The following is an 18052-nucleotide window of genomic DNA, read 5'->3' as shown; positions in this document are numbered from 1 at the left end:
GCACTGCCTTTCACAAGCCTGTTTAACAACCAACTTTAAAAATGAACATAAAGAATATCTGCTTGTGTATAACAGCAGCCTTAATTACTGCGCTTCCCACGCTGGCTCAGCAGCATGATTGGGAGAACCCGGCTGTAACCCAAATAAACACTCAACCGGCCCACACTACGCTAATACCATATGCTGATGTATCGTCGGCACTTACCTTTAAAAAAGAGCGTTCGCCATTCTATCAATCATTAAATGGTATATGGAAATTTAAGTGGTGCAAAACGCCATTAGATGTCCCTGCTAATTTCGGCAAAAAGGTTATGGACACATCCGGGTGGGATGACTTGTTTGTACCCGGCAACTGGCAAATGGATGGCCGGTATGATCGTCCTATTTTTACCAACATTGTTTACCCCTTTCCACCTACACCGCCGTTTGTACCTAAGGCCGATACTAACTCAACAGGTTTATATAAAACTACTTTCCGGGTTGCCGAAGGCTGGAAAGGCAAGCAGGTGTTTCTGCACTTTGCGGCAGCACAATCGGCTTTGTATGTTTGGATAAACGGCAAAAAAGTGGGCTACCATGAAGATGGCATGACCCCGGCCGAATTCAATATAACCCCTTACCTGCAAAAAGGAGAAAATACGCTATCGGCCGAAGTGATTAACTGGAGCGATGGCAGCTACCTGGAAGATCAGGATTTTTGGCGTTTGAGCGGCATATTCCGTGATGTGTTCCTGTTTGCCACGCCTGTAGTACACATGCGCGACTATCACCTGCAAGCCGACTTAGATAAGCAGTATAAAGATGCCAACCTGAACTTAAAAGTAAATGTGCAAAATTATACAGGCAAAAACGGCGGCAAGCATTCGGTACGGTTTACCTTGCAGGATGTGCAGGGCAAAGCTGTTTTTAAACAAACACAAGTTGTTCCGGGCTTTTCGTCGGCCAAAGAAACTGAAGTAAGTTTTAAAGTTACACTAACTAACCCGGCCAAGTGGACTGCCGAAACACCTAACCTATACACGGCAGTTATTGAACTATTAGGTACCGATGGCAAGGTTACCGAGGTGCTTACCTCAAAAACCGGTTTCCGCAAAGTGGAAATTGTAAAAGGCCATATGCTGGTGAATGGCAAACCTGTTAAAATAAAGGGTGTTAACCGCCATGAGTTTGATATGTACACCGGCCGGTATATATCGCGCGAATCGATGATACGTGATATCGAGCTTATGAAGCAGAATAACTTCAACGCCGTGCGCACCTGCCATTACCCCAACGCCACCGAATGGTACGAACTGTGCGATGAGTACGGCCTCTATGTAATGGACGAAGCCAACGTAGAAAGCCACGGCCTGTGGACACGCGAAAAAATATACCTGGCCGAAAAACCTGAATGGAAGCAAGCCTTTGTAGAACGTGGCACCGCTATGGTTCAGCGCGATAAAAATCACCCGAGTATCATCTTCTGGTCAATGGGTAACGAATCGGGCTGGGGGCCAAATTTTGATGCCATGTACGCCGCCATTAAAAAAATCGACGGCACACGGCCAATCCATTATGAAAGCCGTACACCTAACGTGCGTATGCTCAACCGGTACGATATTATTTCGATGATGTACCCTGATACCGCTACCATTAATAAATTTGTGAAGCAGGATACCACCCGTCCGGTTATTATATGCGAATTTGCGCATGCCATGGGCAATGGCCTGGGCGACTATCGCCATTACTGGGACCTGTTTTATAACAACACCCGCCTGCAAGGCGGCTTTATTTGGGACTGGGTTGACCAGGGCATTCGTGCTAAAGACAAAAACGGCCGCGAGTACTGGGATATCATCAATCATATTGACAGTGCCAACGTTAACGACGGCCTCATTGGCCCCGACCGCATACCTCAACCCGAAATACATGAAGCAAAAAAAGTTCAGCAAAATATTAATGTACAGGCTATTGATATTTTAAAGGGCAAAGTCTCTGTAAACAACGGCTTTTATTTTGACGATTTAAGCAACATTACCCTGCACTGGACTTTGCTGCAAAATGGCGAGCCGGTACAAAGCGGCATCATAAACCAGTTAAATATTGCAGCGCAAACTAGCACCGAAATTACAGTGCCTTACAACGCTTCTCTGATAAAACCAGGTAACGAGTATCACCTGCGTTTTAGTTTCAAATTGAAAGAAGAAATGCTTTGGGCTGCTAAGGGTTTTGAAATCGCTTCCGAACAGTTGACCATACCCTTGCATCCTGACAATACCAAAAGGATACCAGTCAAGTTGCCAAAGCTGAATAGCGCAGAAAATGATAAAAATATCGTGGTTTTTGGTGGAGATTTCAGCATAAACTTCAGCAAGGAAACGGCAGCATTAACCTCGTTTAAAAAAGAAGGTGTTGAACTGCTTACCGCGCCCATACAACCCTCATTTTGGCGTGTACCTACCGATAATGATGAAGGCGGCATGCACCGCAGTTATGCCTGGCGCTGGCGCAATGCAGGACTTGATAACTTTACCGTCACCCCGGTTAAAATTAAATTGGGCCGAAATGATGAATATGTGGTTGAGATAGAGGCTAAAAGCACCATTAAACTTAAACAAGGTCAAATTGATCACACTGCAACCTATTCCATATTGGGCAATGGTGAGGTTAAAGTTGATAACCATTATGAAGTGACCGGTACTGTGCCTCCGCTGGCCCGTGTGGGATTGCAGTTTGCTATGCCATCATCGTTTACGCGGGTTAAATGGTTTGGCAATGGTCCGTTTGAAAGCTATGCCGACAGGCAGGAAAGCGCCTTTGCAGGCGTTTATACCGCTGCCGTGGCCGATCAGCACTTCCCGTTCGTTATGCCCCAGGAAACCGGTAACAAAACCAACGTACGCTGGATGCTTATAGCCAACCACAACGGGCAAGGCTTATTAGCTACCGGTGAGCCGTTTATGAACGTCAACGTGCAGGACTACTCGATGAAAGCACTAAATGAGTCAAAAACCTCACACTTTTTAGTAAGGGGCGATAAAACATATGTAAACATCGACCTTAAACAAATGGGTTTAGGCGGAGATGACAGCTGGAGCCCACGCGTACACGCAGAATACCTATTGAGAGAGAAAGAATATAGATTCAGCTTTACATTGAAACCGATCAGTAACCTTGCCGAAAGCCTCGAAATTAAAAATGAAGAACGTTAAAAATTACCTTTATACCGCATTAGCCCTTATTGCAGTAAGTGCTGATGCAACAGCGCAGGATCTTGTTAAATATGTACAGCCCATGGCCGGTACCGCCACGGCAACTACAGCTTCGGCGCTAAAGCATGGCTCGGAATTTGCAAACTTTGCCAACACCATTCCGGCGGTAGGGCTTCCGTTTGGTATGACACAATGGACACCGCAAACACAGCATTCAGAAACCAAGTGTATACCGCCGTACTATTATAAAGACGATCACTTCAGCGGCTTTCGCGGCTCACACTGGATAAGCGGTTCCTGCATGCAGGATTACGGCAGCGTAACCGTAATGCCCATAACCGGCAAACTAAAAATAACAGGATATGATGCCACTTTTAACCATGCCGATGAAATTTCGGGGCCTGACAAATACCAGATAGACCTGAAACAATATGGCATTACAGCAGCTGTAACAGCTACCCAGCGTTGCGGCATTATGCAGTTTACCGCCCAAAAAGCCGATAGCCTGTACCTACTCATCACGGTTAATAGCGATTACAAAAAGGGCTACATTAAAATTGACAAGCAACGCGGCGAAATTTACGGTTACAACCCTGCACACCGCATTTACCAGGGATGGGGTAAGCCGGCGGGTTTTAGTGGGTATTTTGTGATCAGGTTTGAGCAGGCTTTAGGTGCTGCCGGTACGTTTGGAGTAGGTAAACTATCGCTGGCCGATAGCATAAAGAATATTGAAAATGTAGGCGCTTTTGTAGGTTTTAAAGCCAATAAAGGGCAAAAGTTCACTATTCGGGTGGGCACATCATTCACCAGTATTGATGGTGCCCGTAAAAACCTTGATGCCGAGGTGCCAAAGTTCAATTTTGAACAGGTTGCAAACTCGGCACATGCGGTTTGGCAAAAACAGCTGGAGCAAATTAAGGTAACCACCGTAAATGAGAAAGATAAGCGCATATTTTACACATCATACTATCATGCCCTTCAACAACCCCGTTTATTTAACGATGTAGATGGTAAGTACCCGCTATTTGCTACATCATACAAAAATGGAGTACTTAAAAGCGGCAACTACTATGATGATTTTTCGATGTGGGATATTTACCGCGCCCAATTGCCATTGCTGGAGATACTAAATCCGCCGCTTATAAATGATATGGTGACATCGCTTATTGATAAAGGCAGGCAAGGCGGCTGGATGCCTATCTTCCCATGCTGGAACAGCTACACCTCCGAAATGATAGGCGATCATACTACTTCGGTTATAGCATCGGCTTATTTAAAAGGCATCAAAAATTATGATTTTAACGAGGCATACCAATTGCTCCGCCATAATGCGTTTGATGTAAATAACAACAAGGCCGAATATGTAGAAGGCAAAGGCCGCCGTGCTTTGGATTCTTACTTAAAATACGGTTACATTCCTGTAGAAGACAGCGTATTGGATGCCTTCCACAAAATGGAACAAACAAGCCGTACACTCGAGTATGCTTATGACGATTATGCATTGGCCATATTTGCCAAAAAACTCAACAAAGCATCTGATTACAAAACGTTGATGAAACGCGCCGGTTACTACGCCAACGTGTTTGATAAAAACGTGGGTTTAGTTCGTGGCCGACATGCTGATGGAAGCTGGGTTGCCCCATTCAGGCCGGATAGTAAGGAAACTTACATTACAGAAGGTTCACCAAGGCAGTATACATTTTACGTACCGCATGATGTACCCGGTTTAGCTAAGCTCATGGGCGGAGCAGCCAAGTTAGAGGCATCTCTTGACACCCTGTTTGCCAAAAACGAATACTGGCACGGTAACGAACCCGGGCACCAGGTACCGTTCATGTACAATTACACCCCATCGCCATGGAAAACGCAGGCCGCAGTGCGCAAAGTACTGGCTGCCGAGTATAGCGATGGTCCCGGTGGTTTAGGTGGTAATGATGATGCGGGGCAAATGTCGGCCTGGTATATGTTTGCTGCTATGGGCTTTTATCCGGTAAATCCTGTATCAGGAGAGTATATGCTGTGTAGCCCCCTGTTTGATAATGTGAGCATCAGCATGCCCGGTGGTAAAGTATTTAATGTGGTGTGTCACAAAACATCGTCAAAAGCGCAATACATCAGCAAAGTAACTATTGATGGAAAGCCGATGGGTAAAAACTACATTACTTACAACATGCTGAAACAGGGTGGAAAACTTGCTATTTATTTACAGGCAAAGCCTGATAAGCAATGGGGTATTAAACCTGCTATGCAACCATCAGGAATGGCTAAGGCTGTTAAGTAAAACAGATATTTGCCTGTAATGGGCATAGCCTCATAAATATCGCTAAAACAAAACGCCGCTCATATTTATGGGCGGCGTTTTGTTTATATTATCTTTTTACAAACTTTAAAGGTTAACTATACCATTCAATTTGATGTCTTTAGATGAACTGCCGACAAGAATATCGAATTTTCCTTTTTCGGTGATCCAGTTATTACTAACATCATTAAAATACTGAAATGCATCTGCAGAAAGATTTAATGTAATCTGCTTCCTTTCGCCCGGTTTTAAAAACACTTTTTCAAATGCTTTAAGCTCCTTTTCGGGGCGGGGTAGTAATGATTTTTGCTGATGAACGTATAGTTGTGCAGTTTCGGCCCCGGCAGTTTTGCCGGTATTGGCAACCGTAAAAGTTAACGTGGCTTTACCGCCATTGCTTTGCACCTGTAAATTGCTGTAAGCAAATTGGGTATATGACAGGCCATGACCGAAAACAAACTGCGGTTCAACTTTATAGGTGTCAAAATAACGATACCCAACATAAATATCATCAAAATAGTAAACCATGTTACTATCCTTATCAGCCGGGAATTGACCCAACTTATGGTCGGGAGCATCGGTAATGGTTTTAGGGAAGGTCATGGGTAATTTACCCGATGGATTTATCTTGCCAAATACGATATTGGCTATTGCATTGCCGCCCTCCATGCCCGGGTACCAGGCTTGTAAAACAGCAGGAGTGGAGCTTAGCCATTGGTTCATATCAATAGCTCCGCCGCCCAATAAAACCACCACCGTTTTAGGGTTGGCTTTAAGTACTGCCTTAATCAGCTCATCCTGCCCAAAGGGCATGTTCATGTCGGGCTTGTCGGTATCTTCAGCATCATAGGCATTGTCGCTCCATTTGTTGTAGTCATAACCATGAGTACTGCCACCCACAATAATAGCTACATCGGCTTTAGCGGCAGCATCGGCAGCTTGCTTAATCAGGCTTTCGTCGGCCTTTGCGCCGCGCTCAATTTTATAACCTTGGGCATATGTTATTTTTACGCCTTTGGCCGCTTGCTTTTTCAGGCCCTCTAAAGCGGTTACCTCATACAATGCCTTAATCTGCGAACTTCCCCCACCAAAAGCCTGCGGTCGGTTAGCATTAAACCCAATTACGGCTATCGACTTTATCGATGGCGTTAATGGCAGTAGGTTGTTTTGGTTTTTAAGCAGTACGATGCCTTCCTCGGCAACTTGCCGGGCTGTTTGCTGGTGTTCTTTGGTGTTATACGAGCCTTTTTTACGCTGTTTATCAATTACATGGGTTTTAAGCATGATGTATAAAATACGGCGCACCTTATCATTAATAAGATACTCGGGCACCTTGCCGTTTTTAACCAGCGCTAACACGGTATCACCCAAAAAGTATTTGCGATAATCAGGCTTTGCGCCTAAGGAGAGGTCGGTACCCATTTCAACATCGGTTCCGTTCCACAGGGCTTGCTGGGTGCTGTGCACGGCGCCCCAATCGCTTATTACAGTTCCTTTAAAACCCCATTCTTTTTTCAGTATTTGGTTAATGAGATAATTGTTGTGCGTAGCCCACTCGCCGCGTACTTTGTTGTACGAGCCCATGAGCGTGTAAACATTGCCCTCCTGTACAGCTGCTTTAAAGCCGGGCAGGTAAATTTCGCGCAGGGCGCGTTCACTTAGTTCAACATTAATGTTATTGCGGTTGGTTTCGATGTTGTTGGCTGCATAGTGCTTTACACAAGCCGCCACGCCTTGGTCTTGAACACCTTTGATGTAGCCTACGGCCATGCGCGATACGAGGTAAGGGTCTTCGCTTTGATACTCAAAATTACGCCCGTTAAGCGGCGAACGGATGATGTTAATGCCCGGCCCCAAAATAACATCTTTACCCCTGTAGGCCGATTCGCTGCCCAGCACCGAGCCAAAAGCATAGCCCAGTTTGGGGTTCCAGGTGGCGGCTAAGCAAACGCCCGTGGGCAGATAAGTACCGGCATCTTCAACACCGGTGCTGTCTTTGTAAGTACGGCCATGTTCCACGCGAACGCCGTGCGGACCGTCGCTCATTACCCACTCGGGTATGCCCAGCCTGGGTACCCCGCCCGAGGTAAATGATGAGCTGCCGTGTATCATGTTCACCTTTTCCTGCAAGGTCATTTGCTTAAGCAGGGCATCGGCTTTTTGATATAGTTGTTCATCGGTTTGGGCAAAGGTGGCAGTTTGCAAAAGCAAGACACAGGCCGCCGCCTTAGCGGTATAAATTAGAAGCGTATTTTTCATGCAGATAGATTATACTATTTACTTATCGATCATTTTATAAACCCGCACGTAATCAACCTCCATAGCTTTAGGGAAAATGGTATCATCAACACCCTGCGCACCGCCCCAGTTGCCGCCAACAGCAATATTGAGCAGCAGGTGAAAGCGCTTATCAAACGGCCAGGTTGATGAGCCTTTGCCATCATTTACGTACTCAAACACCTTTTGATCGTCGATAAAGCCACGCAGGGCATAGGGTGTCCAATCTACGCGATATAAGTGAAATTCGGTGAATGCGGTGTTAACCATTTTAAAGTCGCCTTTTTGGGTGCCTTGAGCGCCGTTGTAGGCTTCGGTATGTATGGTGAAATGCACTTTATTAGGGTCGTAGCCTACGTGCTCCATAATATCGATCTCGCCCGATTTTGGCCATTGCCCGTAAGCCATATCGGTAGGCAGCATCCATATAGCAGGCCATGTACCACGGCCAGATGGCAGCTTGGCTTTAATTTCCACACGGCCGTACAAAAAGTCGCCTTTACCCTTGGTAACTAACCTGGCCGATGAATATGCATTGGTGCCCGAGTTTTCTCTGCGGGCGGTAATGGTTAGCACACCGTTGGCTATGCCGGCGTTAGTTTGACTGTTGGTGTAATTTTGCAGCTCGTTGTTGCCCCAGCCGGTACCGCCTAAATCATAACCCCATTTGGCGGCATCAGGCGCGCCGTTGGTGGTAAATTCATCGGCCCAAACGGGCGTAGTTTCAAACGCCCAGCCTTTGTCGGTTGGTTTTCCGTCGCCACCACCTGTGGTGGGTTCGGTAGGAAGGGGTTTTAGTTCATCGCCCCCGGCACATGATAGCAGGAAACCTGCCACCAGTACTTTTCCAATAAATGATGTATACATTCTTATTTGCTTGCTTTTGTTCATATAATTTGCTTTGCTCTCGTCTCTTTAAAAAGGTATTATGAGTAAGCCGCAGCTCTTTACACCGCGGCTTATGGCATTTATTTTAATTCAAAACTGCCCACATAAAAAATACCCGGAACCTGGTGACCTTCGCCGCCCAGTTGCAGCACGATCTGGTCGTAAATGGTAACGTTTGATATGGCCGAAAAATCAAACTCCAGCTCCACCCATTGGTTTAACGGTACCTGTTTAACTATTTCGGTTTGGGTTTGCCAGGCATTGCCACCTGCAAGCGAATTTTGCAGTTTTACCGATACCTGCGGTTTTAATGTTCCGGTGTAATCATTAGCACCCGGGAAAAATACTTTTACCCTGAATTTATTGCGGGTACTCAAGTTAAGCCGATAATCCAACGTGGTTTGCAGGTTGCCGTACTGGTTGGCATCGCCGGTTAAACGTTGGTAAAAGCCAACTTTAGCGGCAGTATTAATGCCTTGAGGGAATGGATTGTCGAACGCGTTTTTAAACGTAATACCATCGGCTTTCCAGGCAATATTGCCAGTGCCGTCAAACTTATCGGTAATATCATTGGCTCGCAAAGGTTTTTCAACCACGGGGCGGGTATAACCTTTAGGTGCTAAACGCAAATACCAGGCATTAGCCGCATTGGCTTTATCAGCCACACGCAGGTACATTTCGTTTTCGCTCAAGGTAAGTATCTGGTATTTTGATACGCCGGTGTAATAAGCTATGAAGCCGTTGTTTGATATGGTGAGATATTTTTTATCACCCTCTTCGGTTATGCTCCAGCTAAGATTGGTGGGCGGGGTGTAATTAACGGTAACGTCGCCACCTGTTGCACCACCAATACCGGCTGCGTTTGCACCGTTGGCAAAGGTGTTGCCGTGGTTGATGTAAGTGTATTTTAAGTTGTTGCTCAAAGTAAACACCATTTCATCATCATAAAAGCCCTCTGATGCCTTTTCGTTAGGGGCTGCGTTGTACCACTCGGCGGTTTGCGATGTGGCCGGACCAACACCTAAGTGGCCCGATACGGCTTTTTCAATAACCCAGGTTTTGCCTGCTACGTTACTGCCGCCGCCTGTTAAAAAGTTATAATCAGGGCGGTTAAGCATTTCGGGCTTGGTGGTAGCAATGGTTACGGTTTGAGTGCTTGATGCAAAGCCACCGCTGGTATAAATGGTGAGCTTTACTGTGTAAGTACCTGCAAGAGGATACGAGCCGGTAATTTCCTCGCCCGAGCCGGTTTGTCCGTTACCCAAATCCCAAACGGTTTTAGTTACTGGTCCCGATTGGTTTTTGAATGTAATGATATTGGCATTGGCCGCACTTGGTGTTGCGTTAAATTTTACCTGTGTGCTTTGCGGTGCCGGACCAAGCTCCGGGTCGTCAACCTTACAGCCCATCCAAGTGAGTACAAGCAGCAGCGCTGCAAGCGGTTTATATAAAAAGGTCTTCATCTTTCTTTTTAATTGAAATTGAGTTAAAAATTAGGTTTCAACACACTCGAGCATTGATCAAGCTCGCTTTGCGGAATAGGGAACAGTCCGCGGGTGGCCTGGTTAAAGGTTACATTGTAATCAACCTGGTCGCCGGTATAGCCGGGGCCTTTCTTACCACTTATAGTAATGGCCTGGGCGGCGGCTGGTAATCCCTGGCGAAGCAGGTCCCAGTAGCGGATGCCCTCTAAAGCCAGTTCGGCACGGCGTTCCTGGTAAATGGCGGCCAACGTTACGGTTTTGCTGCCCAGGCTAACGCGGTTACGTACCCGGTTCAGGTAGTTTTGAGCCTGGCTGCCACCGTTGGTGAAATCAAGTTCGGCGGCCATCAGTAATACATCCGAAAAACGAATAGAACGGTAGTTATTGCCCCAGTTTAACTCATACTGCCCGGTTGTTGGCCTGTATTCGGCAGTGGTAGTATACTTTTTGCTAAAGAAACCTGTGTGCTGATAGCCAACTGATACCTTACCTTTCAAATCAGTTTCCATGTTAATGATGGTTGCCGTGCGGCGTGGATCGTTAGCTTCGTAACTGTTGTACAATTCCTGCGTAACAGGAGCAAAGCTCCAGCCGGTGCTGTAAAGCGGGTCGCCTTCAATACGTGGTGCCTGCATCAACGGCTGCATGTTGCCTTCGCCGCCCTGAATGTAGTTCCAGTCGAACCAGGGATTATCATTAGAGTAAGATATTTCCCAAACCGATTCTTTGCTAAACTCGTTGGCTTTGGTAAAATTATCAGCATAAGCACCTAACAAATCATGGCCGCTGTTGGTAATGAGGTCTTGCAGTTGCGTAAGCACGTAAGGGCCATTAACTGCAGTGCCATCTGCTTGTAATTCGGCTTTATAAACGCCTTTGTAAAACAGGTAAACACGGCCCAATAAGCCAATGGCCGACCAGCGTGTGGCGTGTGCCTTGCTGGTGCGTAAATCTGATTTATCTAATACCGGCATGGCTTCAACCAGGTCTTGCGCTATCTGGTTAAAAGTTTGAGCCGGACTGGCATTCACTACGCAGTACTCGCCCGGGCTTTGTGGCGCGGTTATCAGCGGGATATTGCCAAACCATTTAGCCAGATCAAAATAAAAGAAAGCTCTTAAAAACTTACACTCTGCAGCAATTTTAGCTTTTGCAGCGGCCGGCATATTAATATCGGGCAGCTTTTGCAGCAGCAGGTTTGCGCGGTAAATACCGGTGTAGTGGTTGCCCCAGTAAACGCGGGTTAACGAGTTGGTAGGCGCAATTTTTTGTTGATCAATTTGGATCATATCGGGCGAATCGGACCGGCTTGCGCCGCCTGCATACGAATCGTCCGATGCAATGTCGGCCATCATAGGGTCGGGGCTAAAGCCGCCGCCGCCAGCGTTGGTATGCCACTGCAAGGCATCGTAAACACTGTTTAGTGCCTCATTGGCGTCTTTTTCGGTTTTGTAAAAGTTTTCGCTAACCCGGTTGTCAACAGGGCTTAACTCTATAAATTTTTTGCAGCCGCTGCCGGTAATGGTAAACAGACCTGCTAATATGATGGTGGTGGTATATTTAATATTCTTCATGGTTACTCGTCAATTAAAATGTTGCACTTAAACCTACACGGTAAATACGGGCCTGTGGATAAATGCCACGGTCGATACCAATATCCAGGCTTCCGCGTGCGCCAATTTCAGGGTCGAAACCCGAGTATTTGGTAAAGGTCAACAGGTTATCGCCCGATACATAAATGCGTAAGCCTTGCAGCTTAATTTTCGACATAAGCGCTTTGTTGAACGTGTAGCCCAGTTGCAGGGTTTTAAGGCGCACGTAATCACCGTTTTCAAGATACAGGTCCGATATTTTGCTGTAGTTGCCATTGGTGTCGTTCCAGGTAAAACGAGGGTGGGTATTTGTGCTGCCTTCGCCGCTCCAACGGTTAAGGTACAGGGTTTGCATATTGGCGGTAGGGAAATCATGGCGACGTGTGCCGTTGAATATCTGATTTCCAAATGCACCGGTGAAGAATCCGTTTAAATCAAATCCCTGATATGCCAAACCAAACGTAAAGCCGCCGGTAATTTTAGGCGTAGGATTACCGATCATGGTACGGTCGTTAGGGTCGATCACGCCGTTGCCGTTCAGGTCTTTAAACTTAACATCGCCGGGTACGGCATCGGGCTGAATTTTATTGCCGTTTTGGGTATAGGCATTAATTTGTGCCACGTTTTGGAAGATGCCATCGGTTTGGTAACCATAGAAATAAGAGAACGGCTGACCAATGGTGCTGCGCTCTACTTGTCCGTAGGTTGATATACCTGCACCGCCCAATATGCGTTCGGCATTGTTAATTTCGGTAACAGTGTTTTTGTTGAAGCTGCCGTTAACGCCTGCATTAATTTTAAACTTACCTATGTTTTGCTGGTAATTTAACGAAAGCTCAATACCCGAGTTACGTACCGAACCACCGTTTGCGGTTCCGGCCGGAACACCCACGCTTAGCGGGATAGGCACTTGTAATAACCAGCCTTTTGTGGTTTTTACATAATAATCGGCAGTAAAGGTGAACATGTTGCGCAGGAAGGTTAAATCCAAACCAATGTCGCTTTGTACCGATTCTTCCCAGCGAATATCGGGGTTGGCAATGTATGACGGTGATGCACCGTTGATATAGCCGTTGCCGCTGCCGTTATAAAACGTATAACCCCGACCCACGCCAATTACAGCAGCCCAAGGGAAATCGCCTATGCGGTCGTTACCGTTTTTACCCCATGAGGCGCGTAACTTACCAAAGGTGAGTACATCGTTTTTAGGGATGAAGCTTTCCTCGGTGAATATCCAGCCGGCCGATACCGCAGGGAAGTAACCGAACGGATGGTTAGAGCCGAATTTTGAAGAACCATCACGACGTAACGAAGCCGAGAAAAGGTACTTATTATCGTATGAATAATTTACCCTGCCAAATAGCGAGAATAACGCACTGCGACCTGCGCCGCCTGTGGCTTTGGCTGTACCGGCATCTACCGCCAGGTTGAGGTAGGCCATGTTAGGGTCGTTTACTACCAAACCTGTGTTTGAGCCGTACAGCGTTTCCGCGTTTTCGCGACGATGGGTAGTACCCACAGTTACGCCTAATGAGTGTTTGCTGAACATTTTGTTATAGCTCAACACGTTCTCGGCCTGCCAGGTGTAATAGCGGTCGGTACCTTTTGATACGCTTGAATTGATGTTTTGCTGGGCCGCATTAAGGTAGAAAACAGGGCTGTAGTTATTAGAATTTACATAAGCCAAATCGATACTGAAAGTTGAACGGAAAACCAGTTCTTTCAGGATGTTGATCTCAGCGTAAGTGTTGCCCACGAATTTATCAACGCGGGTAAGTCCGTTAGTTACGGCCAAGCGTGCCAGTGGGTTCACAATTTCTTGTGCTACATACGGCGATATACCATACAGGTTACCATTACCATCGCGCACAGCATTTATGTTATAGGTTGCCGCACGGGCAGGGTCGGTCTCTATCACCGGGGTAATAGGGTCGAGGTTGATAGCGTTGTTCAATACACCGCCAAATTCCTGGTTAGGGTCAATTGCTGTACGACGAATGTGCGAGTAAGCCACGTTAGCACCCACTTTCAAATAATCCTTGACCTTAGTATCATTATTGGCGCGGAAGGTGTAGCGTTTAAAATCAGATTTATCGCCGCCCACCAAACCTTTTTGGTCGAACAACGAAAAATTGATAGCATAGTTGCTACGGTCGTTACCACCGTTTATGGCAAACTGGTGGTTGTAAGTAGGCGCATTTTTTTGGAACAAGGCACGCTGCCAGTCGGTGCCAGTACCTGCGGGGTACTTGGTTAAGTCGGGGTAGGGGATAGAATTGCCCGCGTTGGCGGCACCCTCGTTCATCATTACGGCATACTCGCGGGCATCAAGCAGTTTCATGTAACGCCATGCGTTTTGTATACCTATGTAGCCATCGTAGGTAATGCGGGTTTTGCCATCTTTTGAACCACTTTTAGTGGTGATGAGTACTACACCGTTACCGCCACGCGCACCATAAATAGCTGCCGATGCCGCATCTTTCAGTACGTCCATTGATTGGATGTCGGCCGGGTTCAAATAATCGATACCGCCCACCTGGAAACCATCTACAATGTAAATAGGCGAGGCATCACCGTTAGTGCCAATACCACGTATGCGCACGGTAGGGGCATCGCCTGGTTGGCCCGATACGTTGGTAACCTGCACACCGGCAACACGGCCTTGCAAGGCCTGTTCAATACGTTGTACTGGTGTTTGGGTAATTTGCTCGGGTTTAACCGAACCAATGGCCGATGATACATTACGGCGCACTTGTGTGCCGTAACCAACCACTACAACATCATTGAGGTTGGTTGATTTTTCAGCCATCATAATTTGAATGACATTGTTACTGTTTACCGTGTAACGCTGCGGTTCGAGGCCTATCTGGCTAAAAACCAGTACTGAGCCCAATTTGGGAATTTTAAGGCTGAACTCGCCATTGGGGTCTGTAGCTACCCCGGCCGAGCCGCCTTCAACAGTTACCGTTACACCCGGTAAAGGAGCGCCATCGCTCTTTAAGGTAACCTTACCTGATACTTGCAGCTCCTGTGCTTTAAGCGCAAAGGCATGCAATAGCAGAACTAATAGAAAAAAAGTAATTTTTCCTTTCATAGAAGATCATAAAATGGTTTACAAAATGGTTTACTTGGTTCAGGCAGGAGCCTGTTGGTTGAGGGCAAATATAAACTGCTAATTAACATCACCTAAATAATGGCGCACTATATAACCCATACAGGCTAATTTATACCTCTCAAACAGCCCATACTTAACCACTACATATTAGATTTTGAATTTTCGTAAATATTTGATAGTCAATTGTTATACGGATTATTGTCAAGCCTACAATTAAAATAATTTTTCCACTACAAGCGGTATGGTTAATTCTATTACTTAGTTTTACAATAATTTGATGAAAAAAGCTTTACTAACCATTTTAACCTGCTTTTTATTTTTCTTTTTCTTGTACGCACAAAACCCGGTGGGGCTGCCGCAGATAGTTAATTACACTAATCTGGATTACAAAGGCGGTATCCAAAACTGGGCTATTGACCAGGATAAAGGCGGCAGGGTATATTTTGCCAATAACGAAGGTTTACTGTCTTTCGACGGTAAACACTGGAAGCTGTACAGGCTGCCCAATTACACCGTTGTGCATGCCTTAAAAATTGACGACAATGGCCGTATTTATGTTGGTGCTCAGGACGAAATTGGTTATTACCAACCCAACCCGGAGGGCATACTATCGTTTCATTCCTTAAAATCACTTATCCCGAAAGCGAGCAGGCAATTTGCCGATATCTGGAATATTTGCCACGTTAACGGTGATACCTTTTTTCGCACGGTTGAAAAGATATTTTATTTGAAAGACGGCACCATAAGCGTATATAAAACAGGCACCGAGTGGACTTATTTAGGAACTGCGCAAAACCGCGTATATGCCCAGCAAAAGCATAAAGGCCTTATGGTTTTTGATAATGGAACCTGGAAAACCGCGTGTGATAATCAGGTTCTTAAAGAAGGTAATGTTACCGCTGTATTAGACTATGCCCCCGGCATGCTCTTAGTAGCTACCCTGAAAAACGGCCTGTTCTTGCTAAAAGGAAATACCCTCACCCCAAAAACAACCGCCGCCGACGATATATTCAAAACCAGCTATGCATACTGTGCCATAGCGGTAAATAAAGATTGGTTTGCTATAGGTACCACGGCATCGGCCTGTTATGTTATTGACAGGGGTGGTAACGTTATCCAGCATTTTTCGAGTGATGAGGGCTTGCAGAAAAATTACATCCGTAACCTGTTTACCGATAAGGCCAAAAACCTTTGGCTTGCCTTGGATGACGGCATCGACTTTATTGCCTTTAACAGTGCCATAAAGCAAATTTTTCCGGATAACAAGAAGCAAATCAGCAGTTATACATCCCGCATATTCAATAACCAACTCTATGTGGGCGCATCTAATGGCCTGTTTAAACTGCCTTTAGATATGCAAGCCCCGGATTTAAGCTATTCGCGCGGCCACTTTAAAGAAGTAGGAAAATTGCGCGGCCAAGTGTGGGGACTAAACGAAATTAACCACAAACTTTTACTGGCCCACGAGGATGGTGCTTTTGAAGTGCAACCCGAAAAATTGCAGCCGGTTAGTCAAAATACAGGCAATTGGTTGTTCGAGCCATTGTCGGCTATCGAGCCTTCACCTGCGGCGGTTGCAGGTACTTATGATGGTTTGCAATTGCTCAATTATCAAAACGGTTCTTTTAGAAACGGCGGCATTATTAATGGGGTTGATAAAACATCTTTGCGGTTTTTAGCCTATGATAATAATAACAATGTGGTTTGGGCATCGCACCCTTACAGGGGAGTTTTTAAATTAACCTTATCGCCCAATCATCAGCGTATTATACAACGAGAGATATTGGGTATTAAAGATGGCTTGCCTGCAGCTTTGGGTAATTACGTGTTTCGCATTAAAAACCGCATTGTGGTGGCTACTTTAAAAGGTATTTATGAGTATAACGATAATACCAAGCGTTTTCAACGTTCGGCCCTATTTGAACCTTATACGCATAACACAGGCATACATTACCTTAATGAAGATGCTGCCGGCAATGTTTGGTTTGTAAACGACAAGAAATTAGGCGTAGTTGATTTTTCGACCCATAAAGACCGGCCAACCGTGATATACTTTCCCGAACTTACTTCAAAACTGGTATCGGGCTTTGAGCATATTTACCCTTATGATCAGCAAAATATTTTTGTGGGAGCCAACAAGGGTATCTATCATATCAACTTCTTAAAATATCGCGAGCAAAGTCGTCAACCCATAAACGTGCTACTTACCCAGGTAAAGGTTTTAGATGATAAAGACAGTGTTGTATTTGGTGGCTATGCCGGTAAGCCAAGTCCTAAACCTAACGAGCAAATTAAACTGCCTCACGAATTAAATTCCCTGCATTTTGAATTTGCCTCTACCTTATACGAGCAACAAAATACATTAGAGTTTAGCTATCAACTGGTGGGGTTTGATAAACAGTGGTCGGCCTGGAGTACCAAAGCCGAAAAGGAGTATACCAACTTACCGGCGGGTACTTACACGTTTAAAGTAAAGGTACGTAACAACATGGGAAGTGAATCGGTGCCAGCCGGGCAACAAATTGTTATTGAAGCTGCCTGGTATCAAAGTTGGTGGTTTTATGTGTTGTGTTTGGTTGTTGCGGCAGGTTCGGTACACTTGTTTATAAAACGGCAGCAGCGTAAACACCTTAAAGAACAGGAAAAACTCAAATACCTGCACCAACTTGAGTTAGAGCACAACGAGCGCGAGATAATGAAGCTGCAAAACGAAAAGCTGGTGGCCGATGTAGTGTATAAAAATAAGGAACTGGCCTCAACTACCATGCACCTCGTGCAACGCGGCAAGCTATTAGCGAAAATTAAAGACGAACTTTTGCCCTTGGTTGCTAATGGTAAAGGCGATAAATCGACTGATTTTAAACGGGTGATACGCCTGCTGAATGAGGCTGAACGAAATGACGGCGACTGGGAACAGTTTGCCATTCACTTCGATCATATACACTCCAACTTTTTAAGCCGCTTAAAAGAACGTTTCCCCGAATTGAGTCCTAATGATTTGAAGCTGTGCGCCTATCTTAAAATGAACCTCACCTCAAAAGAGATAGCCCAGTTAATGAGCATTACCATTAAAGCCGTTGAGGTGAGCCGCTACCGACTACGCAAAAAAATGCAGATACCATCGGATATGCCGCTGTTTGATTATTTGATCAAGGCTATTAGTCAATCGTCGCAATTTAATGATTAGCCAATTATAATATCTT

General features: G+C 45.7%; 8 protein-coding genes. 3 read left to right on the top strand and 5 right to left on the bottom strand.

Translation table 11 applies throughout. The annotated features are described in order from the left end of the window. The first annotated feature begins 41 nt into the window (after window positions 1-41). Window positions 42-3191 carry a glycoside hydrolase family 2 TIM barrel-domain containing protein gene (locus QE417_RS05165; RefSeq protein WP_311947993.1) on the top strand — a complete coding sequence of 1050 codons (3150 nt, stop codon included), beginning with the start codon at window positions 42-44 and terminating at the stop codon, window positions 3189-3191. Next, entirely contained in the window at window positions 3178-5475 is a 2298-nt protein-coding gene (locus QE417_RS05160) for a GH92 family glycosyl hydrolase (RefSeq protein ID WP_311947991.1), read from the top strand. The genes QE417_RS05165 and QE417_RS05160 overlap by 14 nt, the downstream gene beginning before the upstream one ends. 105 nt (window positions 5476-5580) lie before the next feature. Here QE417_RS05160 and QE417_RS05155 read toward each other — a convergent pair whose 3' ends face one another. The 5 genes from QE417_RS05155 to QE417_RS05135 form a co-directional block, all read right to left on the bottom strand. Further along, the gene (locus QE417_RS05155) at window positions 5581-7752 is read right to left on the bottom strand and encodes a glycoside hydrolase family 3 C-terminal domain-containing protein (protein WP_311947990.1); all 2172 of its coding nucleotides are present in this window, start codon (window positions 7750-7752) and stop codon (window positions 5581-5583) included. A gap of 18 nt (window positions 7753-7770) precedes the next feature. Next, window positions 7771-8637 carry a glycoside hydrolase family 16 protein gene (locus QE417_RS05150; protein WP_311947988.1) on the bottom strand — a complete coding sequence of 289 codons (867 nt, stop codon included), beginning with the start codon at window positions 8635-8637 and terminating at the stop codon, window positions 7771-7773. A gap of 101 nt (window positions 8638-8738) precedes the next feature. Next, window positions 8739-10121, bottom strand: a complete 1383-nt coding sequence (locus QE417_RS05145; protein ID WP_311947986.1) for a PKD domain-containing protein — start codon at window positions 10119-10121, stop codon at window positions 8739-8741. Window positions 10122-10144: 23 nt separating this feature from the next. Then, window positions 10145-11716, bottom strand: a complete 1572-nt coding sequence (locus tag QE417_RS05140) for a RagB/SusD family nutrient uptake outer membrane protein (protein ID WP_311947984.1) — start codon at window positions 11714-11716, stop codon at window positions 10145-10147. Window positions 11717-11729: 13 nt separating this feature from the next. Beyond that, on the bottom strand, window positions 11730-14828 hold the full coding sequence (locus QE417_RS05135) for a SusC/RagA family TonB-linked outer membrane protein (protein ID WP_311947981.1): 3099 nt from the start codon (window positions 14826-14828) through the stop codon (window positions 11730-11732). A 298-nt stretch (window positions 14829-15126) separates the two neighbouring features. Between QE417_RS05135 and QE417_RS05130 the strand changes: the two genes are divergently transcribed. After that, window positions 15127-18036: a ligand-binding sensor domain-containing protein gene (locus tag QE417_RS05130; protein ID WP_311947979.1), complete on the top strand. Its 2910-nt coding sequence runs from the start codon at window positions 15127-15129 to the stop codon at window positions 18034-18036. Window positions 18037-18052: the final 16 nt, after the last annotated feature.

This window comes from Mucilaginibacter terrae (genome assembly GCF_031951985.1).
GTDB lineage: Bacteria > Bacteroidota > Bacteroidia > Sphingobacteriales > Sphingobacteriaceae > Mucilaginibacter > Mucilaginibacter terrae_A.
The sequence above is the reverse complement of the archived record's forward strand: the minus strand, read 5'-3'. Positions and strand labels throughout refer to the sequence as shown.

What these genes read in the sequence shown, in the direction of transcription:
- QE417_RS05165 (WP_311947993.1), top strand. Translation starts at nt 42, where the DNA reads ATGAACATAAAGAATATCTGCTTGTGTATAACAGCAGCCTTAATTACT.
- QE417_RS05160 (WP_311947991.1), top strand. Translation starts at nt 3,178, where the DNA reads ATGAAGAACGTTAAAAATTACCTTTATACCGCATTAGCCCTTATTGCA.
- QE417_RS05155 (WP_311947990.1), bottom strand. Translation starts at nt 7,752, where the DNA reads ATGAAAAATACGCTTCTAATTTATACCGCTAAGGCGGCGGCCTGTGTC.
- QE417_RS05150 (WP_311947988.1), bottom strand. Translation starts at nt 8,637, where the DNA reads ATGTATACATCATTTATTGGAAAAGTACTGGTGGCAGGTTTCCTGCTA.
- QE417_RS05145 (WP_311947986.1), bottom strand. Translation starts at nt 10,121, where the DNA reads ATGAAGACCTTTTTATATAAACCGCTTGCAGCGCTGCTGCTTGTACTC.
- QE417_RS05140 (WP_311947984.1), bottom strand. Translation starts at nt 11,716, where the DNA reads ATGAAGAATATTAAATATACCACCACCATCATATTAGCAGGTCTGTTT.
- QE417_RS05135 (WP_311947981.1), bottom strand. Translation starts at nt 14,828, where the DNA reads ATGAAAGGAAAAATTACTTTTTTTCTATTAGTTCTGCTATTGCATGCC.
- QE417_RS05130 (WP_311947979.1), top strand. Translation starts at nt 15,127, where the DNA reads ATGAAAAAAGCTTTACTAACCATTTTAACCTGCTTTTTATTTTTCTTT.